The following is a 20,940-nucleotide window of genomic DNA, read 5'->3' as shown; positions in this document are numbered from 1 at the left end:
GCAACCAGTTGCGTTGATAGCGCACCCGCAGACATCCGACAAGTCCCGAAACGATAAATCGTTATGCCTGTTCGATCTTGTTCAGCGTTGCATGCGCCTCGGTTTTTTCTGTTTTTGCTTCCGGCAAAAGCAGGCAAAGGATGATCGCCGTGAGCCCGCCGCTGGTAATTGCCGAGTCGAACAGGTTCTGCACAAGTTTCGGCAACAAGTGCAGCAGGTTCGGTTGCGCAGCAATGCCCAGGCCGACGCCGAACGAAGTGGCGATGATCAACATGCTGCGCCGATCCAGCGGCGACTGCGCGAGGATGCGCACACCGGCCGCCGCGACGGCACCGAACATCACCAGGGTCGCGCCGCCCAGTACCGGTTTCGGAATCTGCTGCAGCACCGCGCCGATCATTGGAAACAGACCGAGACAAAAAAGAATCGCGCCGATGTACAACCCTACATAGCGGCTGGCCACGCCGGTCAACTGGATCACGCCGTTGTTCTGCGCGAACGTGGTGTTGGGGAAGGCGCTGAAGGTGGCGGCGATCATGCAGCTCACGCCGTCACCGAGTACGCCACCGCGCAGGCGGCTTATATAAGAAGGGCCACTGATCGGTTGACGGGCGAGCATGCAATTGGCGGTGAGGTCGCCGACGGTTTCGATGGTGCTGATCAGATAAATCAGCGCGACCGGCAGGAAAGCCGTCCAGTCGAAGCTGAAACCGAACTTGAACGGTGTAGGAAGGCTCACCAGCGGCAGGTCAGGCAATGGCTGTGGCAGCAGTTTCCCACTGAACCACGCTGCCAGACTGCCGAGCAGCAGGCCGATGATGATCGCCGACAGCCGCACCCACGGCGTGTTCGAGCGGTTGAGCAGGATGATCGTCAGCAGCACGAACACGCCCAACGCCAGATTGCCCGGCGCACCGAAGTCCGGCGCGTTGAAGCCGCCGCCCAGATCAGTGATGCCGACCTTGATCAGGCTGATGCCGATCAGCGTGATGACGATCCCGGTTACCAGTGGTGTAACGACTCGGCGTAATTGACCAATGAAGCGGCTGAGGACGATCTGCACGATCGCGCCGAAAAAGCACACACCGAAGATCATCGCCAGAATGTCTTCCGGGCTGCCGCCACGCTGCTTGACCAGAAACCCCGCCGACAGCACCGCGCCGAGAAAGGCGAAACTGGTGCCTTGCAAACAAATCATCCCGGCACCAATGCCGAACGGCCGCCGCGCCTGAATAAACGTGCCGACACCGGACACCATCAGCGCCATGCTGATCAGGTACGGCAAATGCGCGGTCAAGCCGAGCGCCGAACCGATCACCAGCGGCGGGGTAATGATGCCGACGAAACTGGCGAGCACGTGTTGCAGGGCGGCGAGGATCGCGGCGGGCGGTTTGGGGCGGTCGTCGAGGCCGTAGATCAGGTCGCTGGACGATTCAGAATCTGGCTGCATGGATTTGGCTTCTGTTAAGGATCAAGTTAATCCCTCTCTGCAAAAACCTGTCCACTTGCTCAGCTTTAAGGTCGCGCATCAGCTCGAAGGTAGGAGCTGCCGCAGGCTGCGACCCTTTGATCTTCGGGGGTTGCCCTCCTGTCCGCAGCCGCTCAAATTATTTTTCAACGCGTCGCCGCCAGACTCTCAAGAAAGCTTTCCAGCACCAAATGAGGGCGCCGGCCCTTGCGCGTGACCGATGCGAGGCTCAGGTCGTAAAAACGCATCTGCGCCTTGAGTGCGCGCAAGCGGCCCTGTTGTACCCAAAGGCTGGCGTAGTGATCCGGCAGATAACCGATATAGCGCCCGGTCAGAATCAGAAACGCCATGCCTTCGCGGTCGGAGGCACTGGCGGTGCAATTGAGGGCCTGGTAATGCGCCTGGATCTCCGCCGGCAAACGGAACGTCGGCGCAATCGCGTCCTGACTGTTCAGACGCTCGTCGTCCAGTTGCTTGTCATCGACATAAAACAGCGGATGCCCAACCGCGCAATAGAGCAGCGAGCGCTCGCTGTACAGCGGCTGGTATTCCAGGCCGGAAAGCGCACTGGCCTGCGGCACCACGCCGACATGCAGCCGACCGTCGAGCACGCCTTGTTCGACTTCATTGGGCGCGATCATGCGGATCTGGATCTGCACGTCCGGCCCGCGTTCCTTCAACTGGGCGAGGGCGTGGGTGATGCGCATGTGGGGCAGGGTAACGAGGTTATCAGTCAGGCCAATGATCAGTTCACCGCGCAGGTGCTGGTGCAGGCCGTTGACCTCGGTGCGGAAACTTTCCAGCGCGCTTAACAGTTGCAGGGCGGATTGATAGACCTCGCGACCTTCTTCAGTCAGCGAGAATCCGGCGCGCCCGCGTTGGCATAAACGCAAGCCGAGGCGTTGTTCCAGATCGCTCATTTGCTGGCTGATCGCCGAGCGCCCGATACCGAGCACGGTCTCCGCCGCCGAAAAGCCGCCACTTTCGACCACGCTGCGGAAGATTCGCAGCAGGCGAATATCAAAGTCACTGACCTGGGCCAGCGGATCGGGGCGGCGGCTGCTCATGTGTGAATGCTCAAAGTTTAGTAATGATCTAACTGAAGGTTAGAAGAGTTGGATTTCACCGACTTTATCGCCGTGGCAATTTAGCTGCAACAACGCTTTCTATCTCCCTGACGCTTATGCCCTGCGAGGTTTTGCCCGATGAACATGCCTGAACACGCGCCGTCGCCACTGGCCAGCCAACTGAAGCTGGACGCGCACTGGATGCCGTACACCGCCAACCGCAACTTCCAGCGCGATCCGCGTCTGATCGTCGGGGCCGAAGGCAGCTGGCTGTTCGATGACAAGGGCCGCAAGATCTACGATTCGCTGTCCGGTCTGTGGACCTGTGGCGCCGGGCATACCCGCAAGGAAATCCAGGAAGCCGTCTCCAAACAGTTGGGCACCCTCGATTATTCGCCGGCCTTCCAGTACGGCCATCCGCTGTCGTTCCAGTTGGCCGAGAAAATCACCGACCTGACCCCGGGCAATCTGAACCACGTGTTCTTCACCGACTCTGGCTCCGAGTGCGCCGATACCGCGGTGAAAATGGTTCGTGCCTACTGGCGCCTGAAGGGTCAGGCGACCAAAACCAAAATGATCGGCCGTGCCCGTGGCTACCACGGCGTGAACATCGCCGGCACCAGCCTCGGTGGCGTCAACGGCAACCGCAAAATGTTCGGTCAGGCGATGATGGACGTCGATCACCTGCCGCACACGTTGCTGGCGAGCAATGCGTTCTCCCGTGGCATGCCGGAGCAGGGCGGTATTGCCCTGGCCGATGAGCTGCTGAAGCTGATCGAATTGCACGATGCGTCGAATATCGCCGCCGTGTTCGTTGAACCCATGGCCGGTTCCGCTGGCGTGTTGGTGCCGCCGCAGGGTTACCTGAAGCGTCTGCGTGAAATCTGCGATCAGCACAACATCCTGCTGGTGTTCGACGAAGTGATCACCGGTTTCGGTCGCACCGGCTCGATGTTCGGCGCCGACAGCTTTGGCGTCACCCCGGATCTGATGTGCATCGCCAAGCAAATCACCAACGGCGCGATCCCGATGGGCGCAGTCATTGCCAGCTCCGAGATCTACCAGACCTTCATGAACCAGCCGACGCCGGAATACGCTGTGGAATTCCCCCACGGTTACACCTATTCGGCGCACCCGGTGGCTTGCGCCGCTGGCTTGGCCGCACTCGACCTGCTGCAAAAGGAAAACCTGGTGCAGAGCGTGGCCGAAGTCGCACCGCATTTCGAAAATGCGCTGCATGGCCTGAAAGGTTCGAAGAACGTCATCGACATCCGTAACTACGGCCTGGCCGGTGCGATCCAGATTGCCCATCGTGACGGCGACGCCATCGTGCGTCCGTTCGAAGCGGGTATGGCGCTGTGGAAAGCCGGGTTCTACGTGCGCTTCGGCGGCGACACCCTGCAGTTCGGCCCAACCTTCAACAGCAAGCCGCAAGACCTTGATCGTCTGTTCGACGCGGTCGGCGAAGTGCTGAACAAGCTCGACTGATTTTCCTTCTATATATACCTACAAACTACGGGTGCCCCTCGTGGGCATCCGTGGACAAGAATTCAGGAGTTTTCGATGAGCGTTATCCCGCATTTGATCAATGGCGAACTGGTGACCGAGAACGGTCGTGCGGTCGATGTGTTCAACCCGTCTACCGGTCAGGCGATCCACAAGCTGCCACTGGCCAGCCAGGCGACCATTCAAAAAGCCATCGATGCCGCCAAGGCCGCATTCCCGGCGTGGCGCAACACACCACCGGCCAAACGTGCCCAAGTGATGTTCCGCTTCAAGCAACTGCTGGAGCAGAACGAGGCACGCATCTCGCAATTGATCAGCGAAGAACACGGCAAGACTCTGGAAGACGCCGCCGGTGAACTGAAGCGCGGTATTGAGAACGTCGAGTTCGCCTGCGCAGCTCCAGAAATCCTCAAGGGCGAGTACAGCCGTAACGTCGGCCCGAACATCGATGCATGGTCGGACTTCCAGCCGCTGGGCGTGGTGGCTGGTATCACTCCATTCAACTTCCCGGCCATGGTGCCGCTGTGGATGTACCCACTGGCGATCGTCTGCGGCAACTGCTTCATCCTCAAGCCTTCCGAGCGTGATCCGAGTTCGACGCTGCTGATTGCTCAACTGTTGCTGGAGGCCGGACTGCCGAAAGGCGTGATGAACGTGGTGCATGGCGACAAGACTGCAGTCGACGCGCTGATCGAAGCACCGGAAGTCAAAGCACTGAGCTTCGTCGGTTCGACACCGATTGCCGAATACATCTACGCCGAAGGCACCAAGCGCGGTAAACGCGTTCAGGCACTGGGCGGCGCGAAGAACCACGCGGTGCTGATGCCGGACGCGGATCTGGATAACGCGGTCAGCGCACTGATGGGCGCGGCTTACGGTTCCTGCGGCGAGCGTTGCATGGCGATCTCGGTTGCCGTGTGCGTGGGTGACCAGGTGGCTGATGCGTTGGTGGCCAAACTGGTTCCACAGATCAAAGCGCTGAAAATCGGTGCTGGCACTTCGTGCGGCCTGGATATGGGGCCGCTGGTGACCGGTCAGGCGCGCGACAAGGTCAGCGGTTATGTTGATGACGGCGTAGCGGCGGGCGCGACTCTGGTGGTCGATGGTCGCGGCTTGAGCGTGGCGGGGCATGAAGAAGGCTTCTTCCTCGGCGGCTGCCTGTTCGACAATGTCACCCACGAGATGCGCATCTATAAAGAAGAGATCTTCGGGCCGGTGCTGTGTGTTGTTCGCGTCAACAGCCTGGAAGAGGCGATGAAGCTCATCAACGATCACGAATACGGCAACGGCACCTGCATCTTTACCCGCGACGGTGAAGCGGCGCGTCTGTTCTGTGACGAGATCGAAGTCGGCATGGTTGGCGTCAACGTGCCGCTGCCGGTACCTGTGGCTTATCACAGCTTCGGCGGCTGGAAGCGTTCGCTGTTCGGCGATCTGCATGCCTATGGTCCGGATGGTGTGCGCTTCTACACCCGTCGCAAGGCGATCACTCAGCGCTGGCCGCAGCGTGCAAGCCATGAGGCGTCGCAATTCGCGTTCCCTAGCTTGTAAGTAGAAGGGATGAAGAAGGCCGACCTCTAGAGGTCGGCCTTCGTGTTTTCGGGTTTTTTTGACCGATATGACAGAATTATGAAAATAGTGGTTGACGGCGAATTCCAGACGTCTATAATTCGCCCCAATTCCGGCGCAGTCGAAACGGAAAACTCCTTGAGATTCAATGAGTTATACGGTTTTCGATAGCGGGTTGCTTCAGTTCATCGAAGCCTGGAAGGAGTTGAAAGAGCGGTGATGTTTGGCTCTTTTAACGGTTCGATCTTCTCGGTCGAAAGCGGAGAAAAAGAGGTGTTGACAGCAGCGTGTAACGCTGTAGAATTCGCCTCCCGCTAACGAGAGATCGGAAGCGCAAGTGGTTGAAGTTGTTGAAGAATTCTTCGAAAACTTCTGAAAATAATCACTTGACAGCAAATGAGGCTGCTGTAGAATGCGCGCCTCGGTTGAGACGAAAGATCTTAACCAACCGCTCTTTAACAACTGAATCAAGCAATTCGTGTGGGTGCTTGTGGAGTCAGACTGATAGTCAACAAGATTATCAGCATCACAAGTTACTCCGCGAGAAATCAAAGATGTAACCAACGATTGCTGAGCCAAGTTTAGGGTTTCTTAAAAACCCAAAGATGTTTGAACTGAAGAGTTTGATCATGGCTCAGATTGAACGCTGGCGGCAGGCCTAACACATGCAAGTCGAGCGGATGAAAGGAGCTTGCTCCTGGATTCAGCGGCGGACGGGTGAGTAATGCCTAGGAATCTGCCTGGTAGTGGGGGACAACGTTTCGAAAGGAGCGCTAATACCGCATACGTCCTACGGGAGAAAGCAGGGGACCTTCGGGCCTTGCGCTATCAGATGAGCCTAGGTCGGATTAGCTAGTTGGTGAGGTAATGGCTCACCAAGGCGACGATCCGTAACTGGTCTGAGAGGATGATCAGTCACACTGGAACTGAGACACGGTCCAGACTCCTACGGGAGGCAGCAGTGGGGAATATTGGACAATGGGCGAAAGCCTGATCCAGCCATGCCGCGTGTGTGAAGAAGGTCTTCGGATTGTAAAGCACTTTAAGTTGGGAGGAAGGGCAGTAAATTAATACTTTGCTGTTTTGACGTTACCGACAGAATAAGCACCGGCTAACTCTGTGCCAGCAGCCGCGGTAATACAGAGGGTGCAAGCGTTAATCGGAATTACTGGGCGTAAAGCGCGCGTAGGTGGTTTGTTAAGTTGGATGTGAAATCCCCGGGCTCAACCTGGGAACTGCATTCAAAACTGACAAGCTAGAGTATGGTAGAGGGTGGTGGAATTTCCTGTGTAGCGGTGAAATGCGTAGATATAGGAAGGAACACCAGTGGCGAAGGCGACCACCTGGACTGATACTGACACTGAGGTGCGAAAGCGTGGGGAGCAAACAGGATTAGATACCCTGGTAGTCCACGCCGTAAACGATGTCAACTAGCCGTTGGGAGCCTTGAGCTCTTAGTGGCGCAGCTAACGCATTAAGTTGACCGCCTGGGGAGTACGGCCGCAAGGTTAAAACTCAAATGAATTGACGGGGGCCCGCACAAGCGGTGGAGCATGTGGTTTAATTCGAAGCAACGCGAAGAACCTTACCAGGCCTTGACATCCAATGAACTTTCCAGAGATGGATTGGTGCCTTCGGGAACATTGAGACAGGTGCTGCATGGCTGTCGTCAGCTCGTGTCGTGAGATGTTGGGTTAAGTCCCGTAACGAGCGCAACCCTTGTCCTTAGTTACCAGCACGTTATGGTGGGCACTCTAAGGAGACTGCCGGTGACAAACCGGAGGAAGGTGGGGATGACGTCAAGTCATCATGGCCCTTACGGCCTGGGCTACACACGTGCTACAATGGTCGGTACAAAGGGTTGCCAAGCCGCGAGGTGGAGCTAATCCCATAAAACCGATCGTAGTCCGGATCGCAGTCTGCAACTCGACTGCGTGAAGTCGGAATCGCTAGTAATCGCGAATCAGAATGTCGCGGTGAATACGTTCCCGGGCCTTGTACACACCGCCCGTCACACCATGGGAGTGGGTTGCACCAGAAGTAGCTAGTCTAACCTTCGGGAGGACGGTTACCACGGTGTGATTCATGACTGGGGTGAAGTCGTAACAAGGTAGCCGTAGGGGAACCTGCGGCTGGATCACCTCCTTAATCGATGACATCAGCTGCTGCATGAGCTCCCACACGAATTGCTTGATTCATTGAAGAAGACGAAAGAAGCAGCCTGTATCGGTTTGTAGCTGAGTTGGTTAGAGCGTACCCCATGCTTTGTGGTTGAGAGCAGGGTAAGGTCGGCCTTAGTAGCTCGAAATTGGGTCTGTAGCTCAGTTGGTTAGAGCGCACCCCTGATAAGGGTGAGGTCGGCAGTTCGAATCTGCCCAGACCCACCAATTTTGTGTGGGAAACGCCTGTAGAAATGCGGGGCCATAGCTCAGCTGGGAGAGCGCCTGCCTTGCACGCAGGAGGTCAGCGGTTCGATCCCGCTTGGCTCCACCACTACTGCTTCTGAAGTATAAAGCTTAGAAATGAGCATTCCATCGATTCGATGGTGAATGTTGATTTCTAGTCTTTGACTAGTTCGTTCTTTAAAAATTTGGGTATGTGATAGAAAGATAGACTGAACGTTACTTTCACTGGTAACGGATCAGGCTAAGGTAAAATTTGTGAGTTCTCTTAATTGAGAAATTCGAATTTTCGGCGAATGTCGTCTTCACAGTATAACCAGATTGCTTGGGGTTATATGGTCAAGTGAAGAAGCGCATACGGTGGATGCCTTGGCAGTCAGAGGCGATGAAAGACGTGGTAGCCTGCGAAAAGCTTCGGGGAGTCGGCAAACAGACTTTGATCCGGAGATGTCTGAATGGGGGAACCCAGCCATCATAAGATGGTTATCTTGTACTGAATACATAGGTGCAAGAGGCGAACCAGGGGAACTGAAACATCTAAGTACCCTGAGGAAAAGAAATCAACCGAGATTCCCTTAGTAGTGGCGAGCGAACGGGGACTAGCCCTTAAGTGGCTTTGAGATTAGCGGAACGCTCTGGAAAGTGCGGCCATAGTGGGTGATAGCCCTGTACGCGAAAATCTCTTAGTCATGAAATCGAGTAGGACGGAGCACGAGAAACTTTGTCTGAATATGGGGGGACCATCCTCCAAGGCTAAATACTACTGACTGACCGATAGTGAACTAGTACCGTGAGGGAAAGGCGAAAAGAACCCCGGAGAGGGGAGTGAAATAGATCCTGAAACCGTATGCGTACAAGCAGTGGGAGCCCACTTTGTTGGGTGACTGCGTACCTTTTGTATAATGGGTCAGCGACTTATTTTCAGTGGCGAGCTTAACCGAATAGGGGAGGCGTAGCGAAAGCGAGTCTTAATAGGGCGTCTAGTCGCTGGGAATAGACCCGAAACCGGGCGATCTATCCATGGGCAGGTTGAAGGTTGGGTAACACTAACTGGAGGACCGAACCGACTACCGTTGAAAAGTTAGCGGATGACCTGTGGATCGGAGTGAAAGGCTAATCAAGCTCGGAGATAGCTGGTTCTCCTCGAAAGCTATTTAGGTAGCGCCTCATGTATCACTGTAGGGGGTAGAGCACTGTTTCGGCTAGGGGGTCATCCCGACTTACCAAACCGATGCAAACTCCGAATACCTACAAGTGCCGAGCATGGGAGACACACGGCGGGTGCTAACGTCCGTCGTGAAAAGGGAAACAACCCAGACCGTCAGCTAAGGTCCCAAAGTTATGGTTAAGTGGGAAACGATGTGGGAAGGCTTAGACAGCTAGGAGGTTGGCTTAGAAGCAGCCACCCTTTAAAGAAAGCGTAATAGCTCACTAGTCGAGTCGGCCTGCGCGGAAGATGTAACGGGGCTCAAACCATACACCGAAGCTACGGGTATCATCTTCGGATGATGCGGTAGAGGAGCGTTCTGTAAGCCTGTGAAGGTGAGTTGAGAAGCTTGCTGGAGGTATCAGAAGTGCGAATGCTGACATGAGTAACGACAATGGGTGTGAAAAACACCCACGCCGAAAGACCAAGGTTTCCTGCGCAACGTTAATCGACGCAGGGTTAGTCGGTCCCTAAGGCGAGGCTGAAAAGCGTAGTCGATGGAAAACAGGTTAATATTCCTGTACTTCTGGTTATTGCGATGGAGGGACGGAGAAGGCTAGGCCAGCTTGGCGTTGGTTGTCCAAGTTTAAGGTGGTAGGCTGAGATCTTAGGTAAATCCGGGATCTTAAGGCCGAGAGCTGATGACGAGTGTTCTTTTAGAACACGAAGTGGTTGATGCCATGCTTCCAAGAAAAGCTTCTAAGCTTCAGGTAACCAGGAACCGTACCCCAAACCGACACAGGTGGTTGGGTAGAGAATACCAAGGCGCTTGAGAGAACTCGGGTGAAGGAACTAGGCAAAATGGCACCGTAACTTCGGGAGAAGGTGCGCCGGTGAGGGTGAAGGACTTGCTCCGTAAGCTCATGCCGGTCGAAGATACCAGGCCGCTGCGACTGTTTATTAAAAACACAGCACTCTGCAAACACGAAAGTGGACGTATAGGGTGTGACGCCTGCCCGGTGCCGGAAGGTTAATTGATGGGGTTAGCTAACGCGAAGCTCTTGATCGAAGCCCCGGTAAACGGCGGCCGTAACTATAACGGTCCTAAGGTAGCGAAATTCCTTGTCGGGTAAGTTCCGACCTGCACGAATGGCGTAACGATGGCGGCGCTGTCTCCACCCGAGACTCAGTGAAATTGAAATCGCTGTGAAGATGCAGTGTATCCGCGGCTAGACGGAAAGACCCCGTGAACCTTTACTATAGCTTTGCACTGGACTTTGAATTTGCTTGTGTAGGATAGGTGGGAGGCTTTGAAGCGTGGACGCCAGTTCGCGTGGAGCCATCCTTGAAATACCACCCTGGCAACTTTGAGGTTCTAACTCAGGTCCGTTATCCGGATCGAGGACAGTGTATGGTGGGTAGTTTGACTGGGGCGGTCTCCTCCTAAAGAGTAACGGAGGAGTACGAAGGTGCGCTCAGACCGGTCGGAAATCGGTCGTAGAGTATAAAGGCAAAAGCGCGCTTGACTGCGAGACAGACACGTCGAGCAGGTACGAAAGTAGGTCTTAGTGATCCGGTGGTTCTGTATGGAAGGGCCATCGCTCAACGGATAAAAGGTACTCCGGGGATAACAGGCTGATACCGCCCAAGAGTTCATATCGACGGCGGTGTTTGGCACCTCGATGTCGGCTCATCACATCCTGGGGCTGAAGCCGGTCCCAAGGGTATGGCTGTTCGCCATTTAAAGTGGTACGCGAGCTGGGTTTAGAACGTCGTGAGACAGTTCGGTCCCTATCTGCCGTGGACGTTTGAGATTTGAGAGGGGCTGCTCCTAGTACGAGAGGACCGGAGTGGACGAACCTCTGGTGTTCCGGTTGTCACGCCAGTGGCATTGCCGGGTAGCTATGTTCGGGAAAGATAACCGCTGAAAGCATCTAATCGGGAAACTTGCCTCAAGATGAGATCTCACTGGAACCTTGAGTTCCCTGAAGGGCCGTCGAAGACTACGACGTTGATAGGTTGGGTGTGTAAGCGCTGTGAGGCGTTGAGCTAACCAATACTAATTGCCCGTGAGGCTTGACCATATAACACCCAAGCAATTTGACTACTCGAGAGAGCATCAGATTGCGGTGTGTGAAGACGAAACGAACCGAAAGTTCGATGTTCACAAAACACCGACAGCTGTCACATACCCAATTTGCTGAAGCGAGGCCATCAGGTCGCGACTCAGTACCCGAATTTCTTGACGACCATAGAGCGTTGGAACCACCTGATCCCATCCCGAACTCAGCAGTGAAACGATGCATCGCCGATGGTAGTGTGGGGTTTCCCCATGTGAGAGTAGGTCATCGTCAAGATTAAATTCCGAAACCCCAATTGCGAAAGCAGTTGGGGTTTTGTTTTGCCCGAAGGAAAGTTCGTACAGCACTCACAGACGCCGTCCGGCTGTTATCACCTGCCGACAATGCTAAGGTTCTGGCCTAGCTTTTGTACTTTTCTCCAAGGAAGTCTTATGCCGGACGCCCAGTCCCTCAACGCTGCATTCATGGTGGTTCAGAGTAATAGCCTGGACGAACTGCGCAGCCTGGTGGTCAGCATTATGCGGCGCTATCCGCTGGCTCCCCTGGAGAACGAAATTGCCTTGGTGCAGAGCAATGGCATCGCCCAGTGGCTTAAATTGGCTCTGGCGGAGGACCCAGAAGAAGGCGATCTCGGCGGTTGTGGTATTGCCGCGGCAATTGATGTGCAATTGCCGGGCAGTTTCATGTGGCAGCTCTATCGCATGGTATTGGGGCGAGATGAAATTCCAGCCAAATCCCTGCTCGATAAGGCCCCACTGACCTGGCGTCTCATGCGCCTGCTACCTCAGGTCATCGACCGTCCGTATTTCGAACCGTTGCAACGCTTCCTTACCCACGACACCGACCTGCGCAAGCGCTACCAATTATCCGAGCGTCTGGCGGATCTCTTCGATCAATACCAGGTGTACCGGGCTGACTGGCTTGAGGATTGGGCCGAAGGTCGGCATCAATTGCGTAATGTCAGAGGCGAAGTAAAGCCACTAGCGCCGACAAGTTGCTGGCAGGCTGAACTCTGGCGTGCGCTGTTGGACGATGTGGGTGCTCAAGGTATGGCTCAAAGCCGTGCCGGTGTTCATCAGCGCTTTATCGAGCGCATAAGTCATCTTGCAGAAGCGCCTGCTGGCCTGCCTTCACGAGTCATCGTTTTCGGCATTTCTTCACTGCCAGCCCAAGTGCTTGAAGCGTTGGCCGGGCTCGCGCGTTTCAGTCAGGTTTTACTGTGCGTACACAACCCATGTCGTCACCACTGGGCCGATATCGTCGCCGACAAGGATTTGCTGCGTCATCAGTACAAACGGCAATCGCGCAAGAGCGGCATGCCTGTCGTACTTGATCCCGAGACAATGCATCAACACGCCCATCCTCTGCTGGCAGCGTGGGGCAAACAAGGTCGCGATTACATTAACCTGCTCGATAGCTACGACGACCCCAACAGTTATCGCGCAGCCTTTCGCGACGGACGCATCGACCTGTTCAGCGAAAGTCAGCCACATAATCTGCTCAATCAACTTCAGGACGATATCCTGGAACTGCGTCCACTCGATGAGACACGCGAGCATTGGCCTGCAGTGGATCTGGCACACGACAAGTCGATCCGTTTTCACGTTGCCCACAGTGCTCAACGCGAAGTTGAAATTCTCCATGACCAACTACTGGCACGCTTCAGCGCCAATCCGGATCTGCGCCCTCGCGACGTGATCGTGATGGTGCCGGATATCGACAGCTATGCTCCGCATATCCGCGCTGTGTTTGGTCAGCTTGATCGCTATGACCTGCGCTTCATTCCGTTCACTTTGGCGGATCAGGGCCAGCGCGGTCGTGATCCCTTGCTGATTGCGGTCGAGCACTTGCTCAAGCTTCCGGACAGTCGTTTCCCCGTCAGCGAAATCCTCGACCTGCTTGACGTTCCCGCATTGCGCGCTCGTTTCGGCGTCGAGGAGCGCGACTTACCGACGCTGCACCGCTGGATCGAAGGCGCAGGCGTGCGCTGGGGAATGAATGCCGAGCAGCGGGCCGGGTTAGGCTTGCCAGACGAACTGGAGCAGAACAGCTGGCATTTCGGCCTGCGCCGCATGCTTCTGGGTTACGCAGTGGGCAGTTCCACTGGCTGCGCGGGTATCGAGCCCTACGATGAAATCGGTGGACTGGATGCTGCTTTGATCGGGCCGTTGGTGGCATTGCTCGATGCACTGGAACTTGCCCATCAGGAACTCACGCAACCGGCTCAACCCAAAGAGTGGGGGCATCGGCTGCAAGCGCTGATGCAACTGTTCTTCAAAGCCAGCAATGAGCATGACGATTATTTGTTGACCCAGCTTGAAGAGCTGCGTGAAACCTGGCTGGAGACCTGCGAGGCAGTGGGTCTTGAGGACGAGCTGCCACTGACCGTGGTTCGAGAAGCCTGGCTTGCCGGGCTGGATCAAGGGCGTCTGTCTCAGCGTTTTCTTGCCGGCGCGGTGAACTTTTGCACGCTTATGCCCATGCGTGCCATTCCTTTCAAACTGGTGTGTTTGCTGGGGATGAACGATGGCGATTACCCCCGCGCACAACCACCGCTCGACTTCGATCTGATGGGTAGCGACTACCGGCCGGGCGATCGTTCCAGGCGCGAGGATGATCGCTATCTTTTGCTTGAGGCGCTCCTCTCTGCCCGCAATCAGCTCTACATCAGTTGGGTCGGACGCAGCATTCGTGACAACAGCGAGCGGCCTGCCTCTGTACTTATTGGCCAGTTGCGTGACCACCTTGCCAGCGGCTGGCGATTGATTGACGAGGGTCAGGATCTGTTAAGCGCCGTGACGCAAGAACATCCATTGCAACCCTTCAGCGCGCGCTATTTCCATGAAGGTGATCAGTTGTTCAGCTATGCCAGCGAGTGGCAGGTTCTGCATCAAAGCCACGAGGCGCAAAACGAGGCCGAGTTGCTCGCGCCCCATGTTCAAGACGAACCGCTGAGTCTGGCGCTGTTGCAGGACTTTTTGCGCAACCCGGTCAGACACTTTTTCACCCAGAGGCTCAAAGTGTACTTCGAGGCAGCCGAAGCACCGCTGGCCGACGAAGAGCCATTCGTACTCGACGCTCTGCAGCGGTATACGCTCAGCGATAGCCTGCTCGAAGCCGCACTCGGGCAACCGGACAACGTCGAGCAGGCGCTCGAGACTCACGCTCGACGTCTGCAAAACAGTGGATTACTGCCAATGGCCGGGTTCGGCGAGTGCCTGCAGCGGGAGTTGATCGAACCGCTACCGGACCTGCTGCAACGCTATCGGCAACTTCTGACGCTTTGGCCGACGCCGGTGACCAGTGCGATCCCGATCAGTCTCGATTTACAGGGTTTGCGGCTTGAAGGTTGGCTCTCGGGTTTGCATCAGCGTGCAGACGCTGGCGTGCTGTCGGTCACGACTATTCCTAACAGCATCGGCTCGATCAAAAGCCGCAAATGGCATCGGTTGACCAAGCCATGGGTCAATCATCTCGTCGCCTGCGCCAGCGGTCTTTCATTGACCACGGCATTGGTGGCCAGCGACGACACGTTGCTGCTTGAACCGATGGCGCAGGACAGAGCCATGCGTTTCCTTGGGGATCTTCTGCTTGCCTGGCAGGCCGGCATGCGCCAGCCTTTACCGATTGCGGTGAAGACTGCTTTTGCCTGGCTGTCCCAGACCGATCCGCTCAAAGCCGAAGCCGCTGCCCGCAAAGCCTACGAAGGTGATGGCCAGACCAGTGAAGGCGAGCGCCGCGAAAGTCCTGCGCTGTCCCGACAATTTGCCCGTTTCGACGCATTACTCGCCGACGAGACATTCTCCGGTTGGTGCGACGCCTTGTACCGCCCTCTGTATGAAGCGCCATGGCGTTCGTTGTCCAGTGAAGGGGCGCGCTGATGAGTTCGAAGACACCACTGGCTCTGGCGTTTCCCCTGCGTGGCAGCCAGTTGATCGAAGCCAGTGCCGGTACCGGCAAAACCTTCACCATTTCAGCGCTTTATTTGCGGCTCATCCTTGGCCATGGCGGCGAGTCGCACGGTTTCTCTCGCGAATTGCTGCCCCCCCAGATTCTCGTGGTGACATTTACCGATGCTGCGACCAAAGAACTGCGTGAGCGGATTCGCACACGGCTAGCCGAGGCCGCGCGATTCTTCCGTGACGAAACACCAGCGCCAGATGCCCTGATCGCAGAACTGCGCGATCAATTCGACCCTCAGCAATGGCCCGGTTGCGCCAATCGCCTCGATATCGCCGCGCAATGGATGGACGAAGCCGCTGTTTCCACCATCCACAGTTGGTGCCAGCGCATGCTGCGTGAGCATGCCTTCGACAGCGGCAGTTTGTTTACCCAATCGCTGGAAACCGATCACAGCGATCTACTTGGCGAAGTGCTGCGCGATTACTGGCGTCTTTTCTGTTACCCGATGCAGGGTGACGCCTTGAACTGGGTTCGCAGTAACTGGGGTGGGCCCGCAGCGCTGTTACCTCGTGTGCGTGGCTTGTTTGCCAGTGAGCAGGGCAGCGACGAAGGCAAGAGCCCTGCGCAGCTGATCGAAGAGTGCTTGCAAGAGCGCCGCGCAGCGTTGATCGAACTGAAGATGCCTTGGCGGCAATGGGCCGATGAGTTGCTCGCTATTTGTCATCAGGGCGTTGAAAGCAAAACCGTCGACGGTCGAAAGATGCAGGCACGGTACTTCGAACCGTGGTTCGACAAGCTCAAAACCTGGGCCGAAGACGAGTCCCTTGAACAACTCGACATTGGCACAGGTTTCACCCGACTGACGCCTGACGGAATGGCCGAAGCCTGGAAAGGTCAAGCTCCGAGCCATCCGGGACTCGATGCCATGCCCGGACTCAAGTCGAGTCTGGATTCTTTGCCGACCCCAGATGCCGCGGTGTTGCAGCACGCCGCCAAATGGGTCGGTGCGCGCTTCGAAGAAGAGAAACGTCGCCGCGCCGAAATGGGCTTCGACGACATGCTGTTGCGCCTGGATGCCGCGCTGCAATCGGAGGGCGGCGAACGTCTGGCGACGCTGATCCGCGAACAATTTCCGGTAGCCCTGATCGACGAGTTTCAGGACACCGATCCGGTGCAATACCGAATCTTCGAAAGCATCTACCGCATCGAAGACAACAATCCGGATACCGGCCTGTTTTTGATCGGTGATCCCAAACAGGCGATTTACGCCTTCCGAGGCGCAGATATCTACACCTATTTGCGCGCTCGCCAAGCCACCACTGGCCGACTGCATACGTTAGGTACCAACTTCCGTTCCAGCCATGGCATGGTCAAAGCGGTCAATCACGTGTTCGAACGCGCCGAGTCCAGAGAGCAGGGACGCGGCGCGTTTTTGTTCCGGGAGAAAAATGGTGACAACCCGGTACCGTTTCACCCCGTCGAATCGCAGGGCCGTAAAGAGAAACTGCAGATTGCCGGACAAGACGTCGCGGCACTGAATGTCTGGAACTTGTCTACTGATCAGCCGCTGTCAGGCGTGGTCTATCGGCAGCAGTTGGCGGCAGCATGCGCCAGCGAAATCACGGCACTGCTCAACGGCGGGCAAACCGGTAGCGCCGGATTTACTCAGGACGGCAAGGACTTCAAAGGCTTGCAACCGTCCGATATTGCGATTCTCGTCCGTGACGGCAAAGAGGCCCAGGCGGTACGTGGTGAACTCGCGACCCGCGGCGTGCGCAGTGTTTATCTGTCGGACAAGGATTCGGTTTTCGCCGCGCAGGAAGCCCACGATCTGCTTTCCTGGCTCAAGGCCTGCGCCGAGCCGGATGTCGAGCGCTCCCTGAAAGCCGCGCTGGCTTGCGTCACCTTGAATCTGCCATTGGCTGAACTGGAGCGGCTGAATCAGGACGAACTGGTCTGGGAAACCCGCGTCATGCAGTTCCGCGGTTATCGAGAGCTCTGGCGCAAGCAAGGTGTGCTGCCGATGTTGCGGCGCCTGTTGCACGACTTCCACTTGCCGCAAACCCTGATCGCCCGCAGCGATGGCGAGCGAGTGCTGACTAACCTGTTGCACCTGTCGGAGCTGATGCAGCAAGCCGCCGCCGAACTGGACGGTGAACAAGCGCTGATCCGTCATCTGGCGGAGCTTCTGGCATTGTCCGGGCAAGCCGGTGAAGAACAGATTCTGCGTCTGGAAAGTGATGAGCAACTGGTCAAGGTCGTGACCATCCACAAGTCCAAAGGCCTCGAATATCCGTTGGTGTTTTTGCCCTTCATCTGTTCGGCGAAACCGGTAGACGGCAGCCGTTTGCCGCTGCATTACCACGACGCTTCGGGCAAGGCTCAAGTGAGCTTGAAGCCAACCCCCGAGCTGATTGCGCAAGCGGACGATGAGCGTCTGGCCGAAGACTTGCGCCTGCTTTATGTCGCCCTGACTCGCGCGCAACATGCCTGCTGGCTGGGCGTGACAGATCTCAAACGGGGTAATAACAATAGCTCGGTCCTGAATCTTTCTGCTTTGGGCTACTTGCTTGGCGGTGGCGAATCATTGAAGGAGTCCACGGGACTGGACCGATGGCTGCAAGATCTGCAACAAGACTGTGCGGCCATCAGCATTGGTGAAATGCCGCAATCCACCGACGAGCATTACCAGCCACCGCGCAATGAGGCCGTCCTTAGTGCCACCCTGCTACCCAAGCGCAAGGCCAGCGAGAACTGGTGGATTGCGTCCTACAGCGCATTGCGCATCAGTGACGTATTGAGTGTCGGCAGCGATGAGGCACCGGACAGCCCGCAAGCACAGAAGCTGTTTGATGACGAACGCCTCGATCCCGATGCACCACGGGAAATCATCGCCGGTGGCGCCGATATCCATCGCTTCCCCCGGGGGCCCAATCCGGGAACGTTTCTCCATGGTTTGCTGGAATGGGCGGGTGACGATGGTTTCGCCGTGACCCGTGGGGCGTTGGAGGATGCAATTGCCCGGCGCTGTAATCTGCGCGGCTGGGAGGGCTGGATCATCACGCTGAGTGACTGGCTGCAGCACCTGCTCAAATCTCCGCTGCCGATTGCTGGCGGACAACCTCCGGTCATTCTTGAGCAACTCAAGCAGTACCGGGTGGAAATGGAGTTCTGGTTCGCCAGCCATAAAGTCGACGTGCTCAAACTCGACGAACTGGTGCGCCAGTACACCCATAAAGGCGTGGCGCGGGTCGCGGCGGAACCGGTGCAGCTCAATGGCATGTTCAAAGGCTTCATTGACCTGACCTTCGAGCTCGATGGTCGCTATTACGTGGCCGACTACAAGTCCAACTGGCTGGGTGTCGATGACCTGGCCTACACCGAGCAGGCCATGGAACAGTCGATCCTCGACAACCGCTACGACCTGCAATACGTGTTGTACCTGCTGGCGTTGCATCGCCAGCTCAAGGCACGATTGCCCGACTACGATTACGACCGGCATGTTGGTGGCGCGCTGTACCTGTTTCTGCGCGGTACTCGGGCGGACAGTCGCGGTGTTTACTTTGCGCGTCCCCCCCGTGAGCTCATCGAGCGTCTTGATCGAATGTTCCAGGGCAAACCCGAACCCAAGGCCGAACCCGCATGGGAACAGGGAGTCTTGCTATGAGCCGCACCTTCGACGATCTGTTGCCGACGCCGCTGACAGCGGACAGCCTGTCTTCACTCTCGCCTCTGACCAGCGCCGATGATTTGCTGTTGCTGCTTACCCGTTGGGTCGAGCGAGGCTGGCTGCGTGCGCTGGACAAAGCATTCGTCGCATTTCTGCACGAGCTTGAGCCGGATACTGATCCACTGGTATTGCTCGCTGCCGCACTGACCAGCCATCAACTCGGTCATGGCCATGTGTGCCTTGACCTGTTCGAAACTCTCAAAGCGCCGGATTTCGCCCTGTCGCTTCCGCCCGAAGGCGATGTACAAGGCGGGGTGCTGTTGCTGCCGTCGCAATTGCTGGAGGCACTCGACGGTGCTCACTGGTGCAAGGTGCTGGCAGACAGTCCTCTTGTGGCGCTGTCGGCCGATGGCAGTGGTTCGGCGCAGCAACGTCCACTGGTGTTGTCCGGGAAGCGCCTCTATCTCAGGCGTTATTGGGCCTATGAGCGCCGCATCGATACGGCTTTGCGCCAACGTCTGGCCCAGGGCGAGGCGACGCCGGATGATCTGCCGCAGCGGCTGAATGAATTGTTCGGGGCGGTCAAAACCGACGATGTGATCGACTGGCAGAAACTCGCCTGCGCCATTGCCACACGTGGAGCCTTTAGCATCGTCACGGGTGGTCCTGGCACGGGTAAAACCACCACGGTAGTGCGTTTGCTGGCATTGCTCCAGGCGCCAGCGGTGGAGGCGGGCCACCCATTGAGAATTCGTCTGGCGGCGCCGACTGGCAAAGCGGCGGCGCGGTTGACCGAGTCCATCAGTCAGCAAGTGCAATCACTGAAAGTCGCGGAAGACGTGCGGGCCAAAATCCCCTGCGACGTAACCACGGTGCACCGTTTGCTTGGCAGCCGTCCCGGCACTCGTCACTTTCGTCACCACGCGGGCAACCGCTTGCCACTGGACGTGCTGGTGGTCGATGAAGCGTCGATGATCGACCTGGAAATGATGGCCAACCTGCTCGACGCTTTGCCGGCCCACGCGCGACTGGTGTTGCTGGGCGACAAGGATCAATTGGCGTCCGTAGAGGCGGGAGCGGTGTTGGGGGACCTGTGTCGCGATGCCGAAAGCGGTTGGTACAGCCCGCAGACCCGGCAGTGGCTTGAGTCGGTTAGCGGTGAATCCTTGCAGGACAGTGGTTTGCACGAAGACGTCGACGGTTCCCATCCGCTGGCGCAACAGGTAGTGATGTTGCGCCACTCACGGCGATTCGGCGAAGGCAGCGGCATCGGCCAACTCGCGCGGCGGGTCAATCAGCAACTTCCGGATGAAGCGCGGCAGTTGCTGGCGGCGGGGCACTACGACGATGTGTATTCGCTGCCGCTAAAAGGCGAGCACGATCACAAACTGGAGCGACTGTTGCTAGAGGGCCATGGCGATGGCCCGCAAGGTTACCGGCATTATCTGAGCGTGCTGCGCAATCAGCGCCCGGCGCTCGGCAGGCCGCTCGAACATCCGGACTGGATCGACTGGGCCCGTGAAGTCTTGCAGGCGTTCGACAGCTTCCAGTTGTTGTGTGCGGTGCGCAAAGGGCCATGGGGCGTTGAGGGTTTGAACCAGCGCATCACGGCTGCATTGCTCAAGGCCCGTCTGATCGAAAATGACCAGCAATGGTACGAAGGTCGTCCGGTGTTGATGACCCGTAATGACTACGGACTGGGTTTGATGAACGGCGATATCGGCATTGCCTTGAAACTCCCCGAGCGAGAAGGCCCCGACGCCGGCAAACCGGTGTTGCGTGTAGCCTTTCCGCGCAATGATGGTCAGGGCGGCGTGCGCTTCGTTTTGCCGAGTCGGCTTAACGACGTCGAAACCGTGTACGCCATGACCGTGCACAAATCCCAGGGGTCTGAGTTTGCCCACACCGCGTTGATCCTGCCTGATGCCTTGAACCCTGTATTGACCAAGGAGCTGATCTACACTGGCATTACCCGAGCCAAGCACTGGTTTACTCTGATCGAGCCCCGCGCGGGGGTCTTTGAAGAGGCGGTGCAGCGCAAGGTAAAACGTCTTAGCGGACTCATGCTGGAACTGGAAGAGGGCGCTGAGGTTCAGTGATGATGAACGCTGCAGTTCGCGGCGAGTC

Annotated in this window: 7 protein-coding genes, 2 tRNA genes and 3 rRNA genes; 10 read left to right on the top strand and 2 right to left on the bottom strand. The window is 57.0% G+C overall.

The features are described 5' to 3' along the window. Positions 1-61: 61 nt before the first annotated feature. Both ATI02_RS11670 and ATI02_RS11665 read right to left on the bottom strand, forming a co-directional pair. Complete coding sequence (locus ATI02_RS11670) at positions 62-1,450, bottom strand: uracil-xanthine permease family protein (protein WP_100846340.1); 1,389 nt, start codon at positions 1,448-1,450, stop codon at positions 62-64. Between the two features lie 164 nt (positions 1,451-1,614). Then, positions 1,615-2,535: a LysR family transcriptional regulator gene (locus ATI02_RS11665; protein ID WP_095188127.1), complete on the bottom strand. Its 921-nt coding sequence runs from the start codon at positions 2,533-2,535 to the stop codon at positions 1,615-1,617. A gap of 138 nt (positions 2,536-2,673) precedes the next feature. Here ATI02_RS11665 and aptA point away from each other — a divergent pair, with 138 nt between their 5' ends. From aptA to recD, 10 genes are all read left to right on the top strand, one after another. Next, on the top strand, positions 2,674-4,023 hold the full coding sequence (gene aptA, locus ATI02_RS11660) for an omega-aminotransferase AptA (protein WP_100846339.1): 1,350 nt from the start codon (positions 2,674-2,676) through the stop codon (positions 4,021-4,023). Between the two features lie 75 nt (positions 4,024-4,098). Next, on the top strand, positions 4,099-5,592 hold the full coding sequence (locus ATI02_RS11655) for a CoA-acylating methylmalonate-semialdehyde dehydrogenase (RefSeq protein WP_095188123.1): 1,494 nt from the start codon (positions 4,099-4,101) through the stop codon (positions 5,590-5,592). 629 nt (positions 5,593-6,221) lie between these two features. After that, positions 6,222-7,758, top strand: a 16S ribosomal RNA gene (locus tag ATI02_RS11645). Positions 7,759-7,920: 162 nt separating this feature from the next. Then, positions 7,921-7,997: transfer RNA gene (locus ATI02_RS11640), tRNA-Ile, on the top strand. Between the two features lie 30 nt (positions 7,998-8,027). Further along, a tRNA-Ala gene (locus ATI02_RS11635) sits at positions 8,028-8,103 on the top strand. A 246-nt stretch (positions 8,104-8,349) separates the two neighbouring features. Further along, positions 8,350-11,243, top strand: a 23S ribosomal RNA gene (locus tag ATI02_RS11630). 157 nt (positions 11,244-11,400) lie between these two features. Beyond that, a 5S ribosomal RNA gene (rrf, locus tag ATI02_RS11625) occupies positions 11,401-11,516 on the top strand. Together the 16S, 23S and 5S rRNA genes with 2 tRNA genes alongside form the textbook arrangement of a ribosomal RNA operon. Positions 11,517-11,671: 155 nt before the next feature. Then, on the top strand, positions 11,672-15,121 hold the full coding sequence (gene recC / locus ATI02_RS11620) for an exodeoxyribonuclease V subunit gamma (RefSeq protein ID WP_100846338.1): 3,450 nt from the start codon (positions 11,672-11,674) through the stop codon (positions 15,119-15,121). Continuing rightward, entirely contained in the window at positions 15,121-18,810 is a 3,690-nt protein-coding gene (recB, locus tag ATI02_RS11615) for an exodeoxyribonuclease V subunit beta (RefSeq protein WP_100846337.1), read from the top strand. The genes recC and recB overlap by 1 nt, the downstream gene beginning before the upstream one ends. Next, positions 18,807-20,912, top strand: a complete 2,106-nt coding sequence (recD, locus tag ATI02_RS11610; protein ID WP_100846336.1) for an exodeoxyribonuclease V subunit alpha — start codon at positions 18,807-18,809, stop codon at positions 20,910-20,912. Before recB ends, recD begins: the two co-directional genes overlap by 4 nt. Positions 20,913-20,940: the final 28 nt, after the last annotated feature.

It is taken from the genome of Pseudomonas baetica, assembly GCF_002813455.1.
Lineage (GTDB): Bacteria > Pseudomonadota > Gammaproteobacteria > Pseudomonadales > Pseudomonadaceae > Aquipseudomonas > Aquipseudomonas baetica.
The sequence above is the reverse complement of the archived record's forward strand: the minus strand, read 5'-3'. Positions and strand labels throughout refer to the sequence as shown.

Excerpts from the sequence above, each read along its gene's own strand:
- ATI02_RS11670 (WP_100846340.1), bottom strand. The coding sequence starts at position 1,450 with ATGCAGCCAGATTCTGAATCGTCCAGCGACCTGATCTACGGCCTCGAC.
- ATI02_RS11665 (WP_095188127.1), bottom strand. The coding sequence starts at position 2,535 with ATGAGCAGCCGCCGCCCCGATCCGCTGGCCCAGGTCAGTGACTTTGAT.
- aptA (WP_100846339.1), top strand. The coding sequence starts at position 2,674 with ATGAACATGCCTGAACACGCGCCGTCGCCACTGGCCAGCCAACTGAAG.
- ATI02_RS11655 (WP_095188123.1), top strand. The coding sequence starts at position 4,099 with ATGAGCGTTATCCCGCATTTGATCAATGGCGAACTGGTGACCGAGAAC.
- recC (WP_100846338.1), top strand. The coding sequence starts at position 11,672 with ATGCCGGACGCCCAGTCCCTCAACGCTGCATTCATGGTGGTTCAGAGT.
- recB (WP_100846337.1), top strand. The coding sequence starts at position 15,121 with ATGAGTTCGAAGACACCACTGGCTCTGGCGTTTCCCCTGCGTGGCAGC.
- recD (WP_100846336.1), top strand. The coding sequence starts at position 18,807 with ATGAGCCGCACCTTCGACGATCTGTTGCCGACGCCGCTGACAGCGGAC.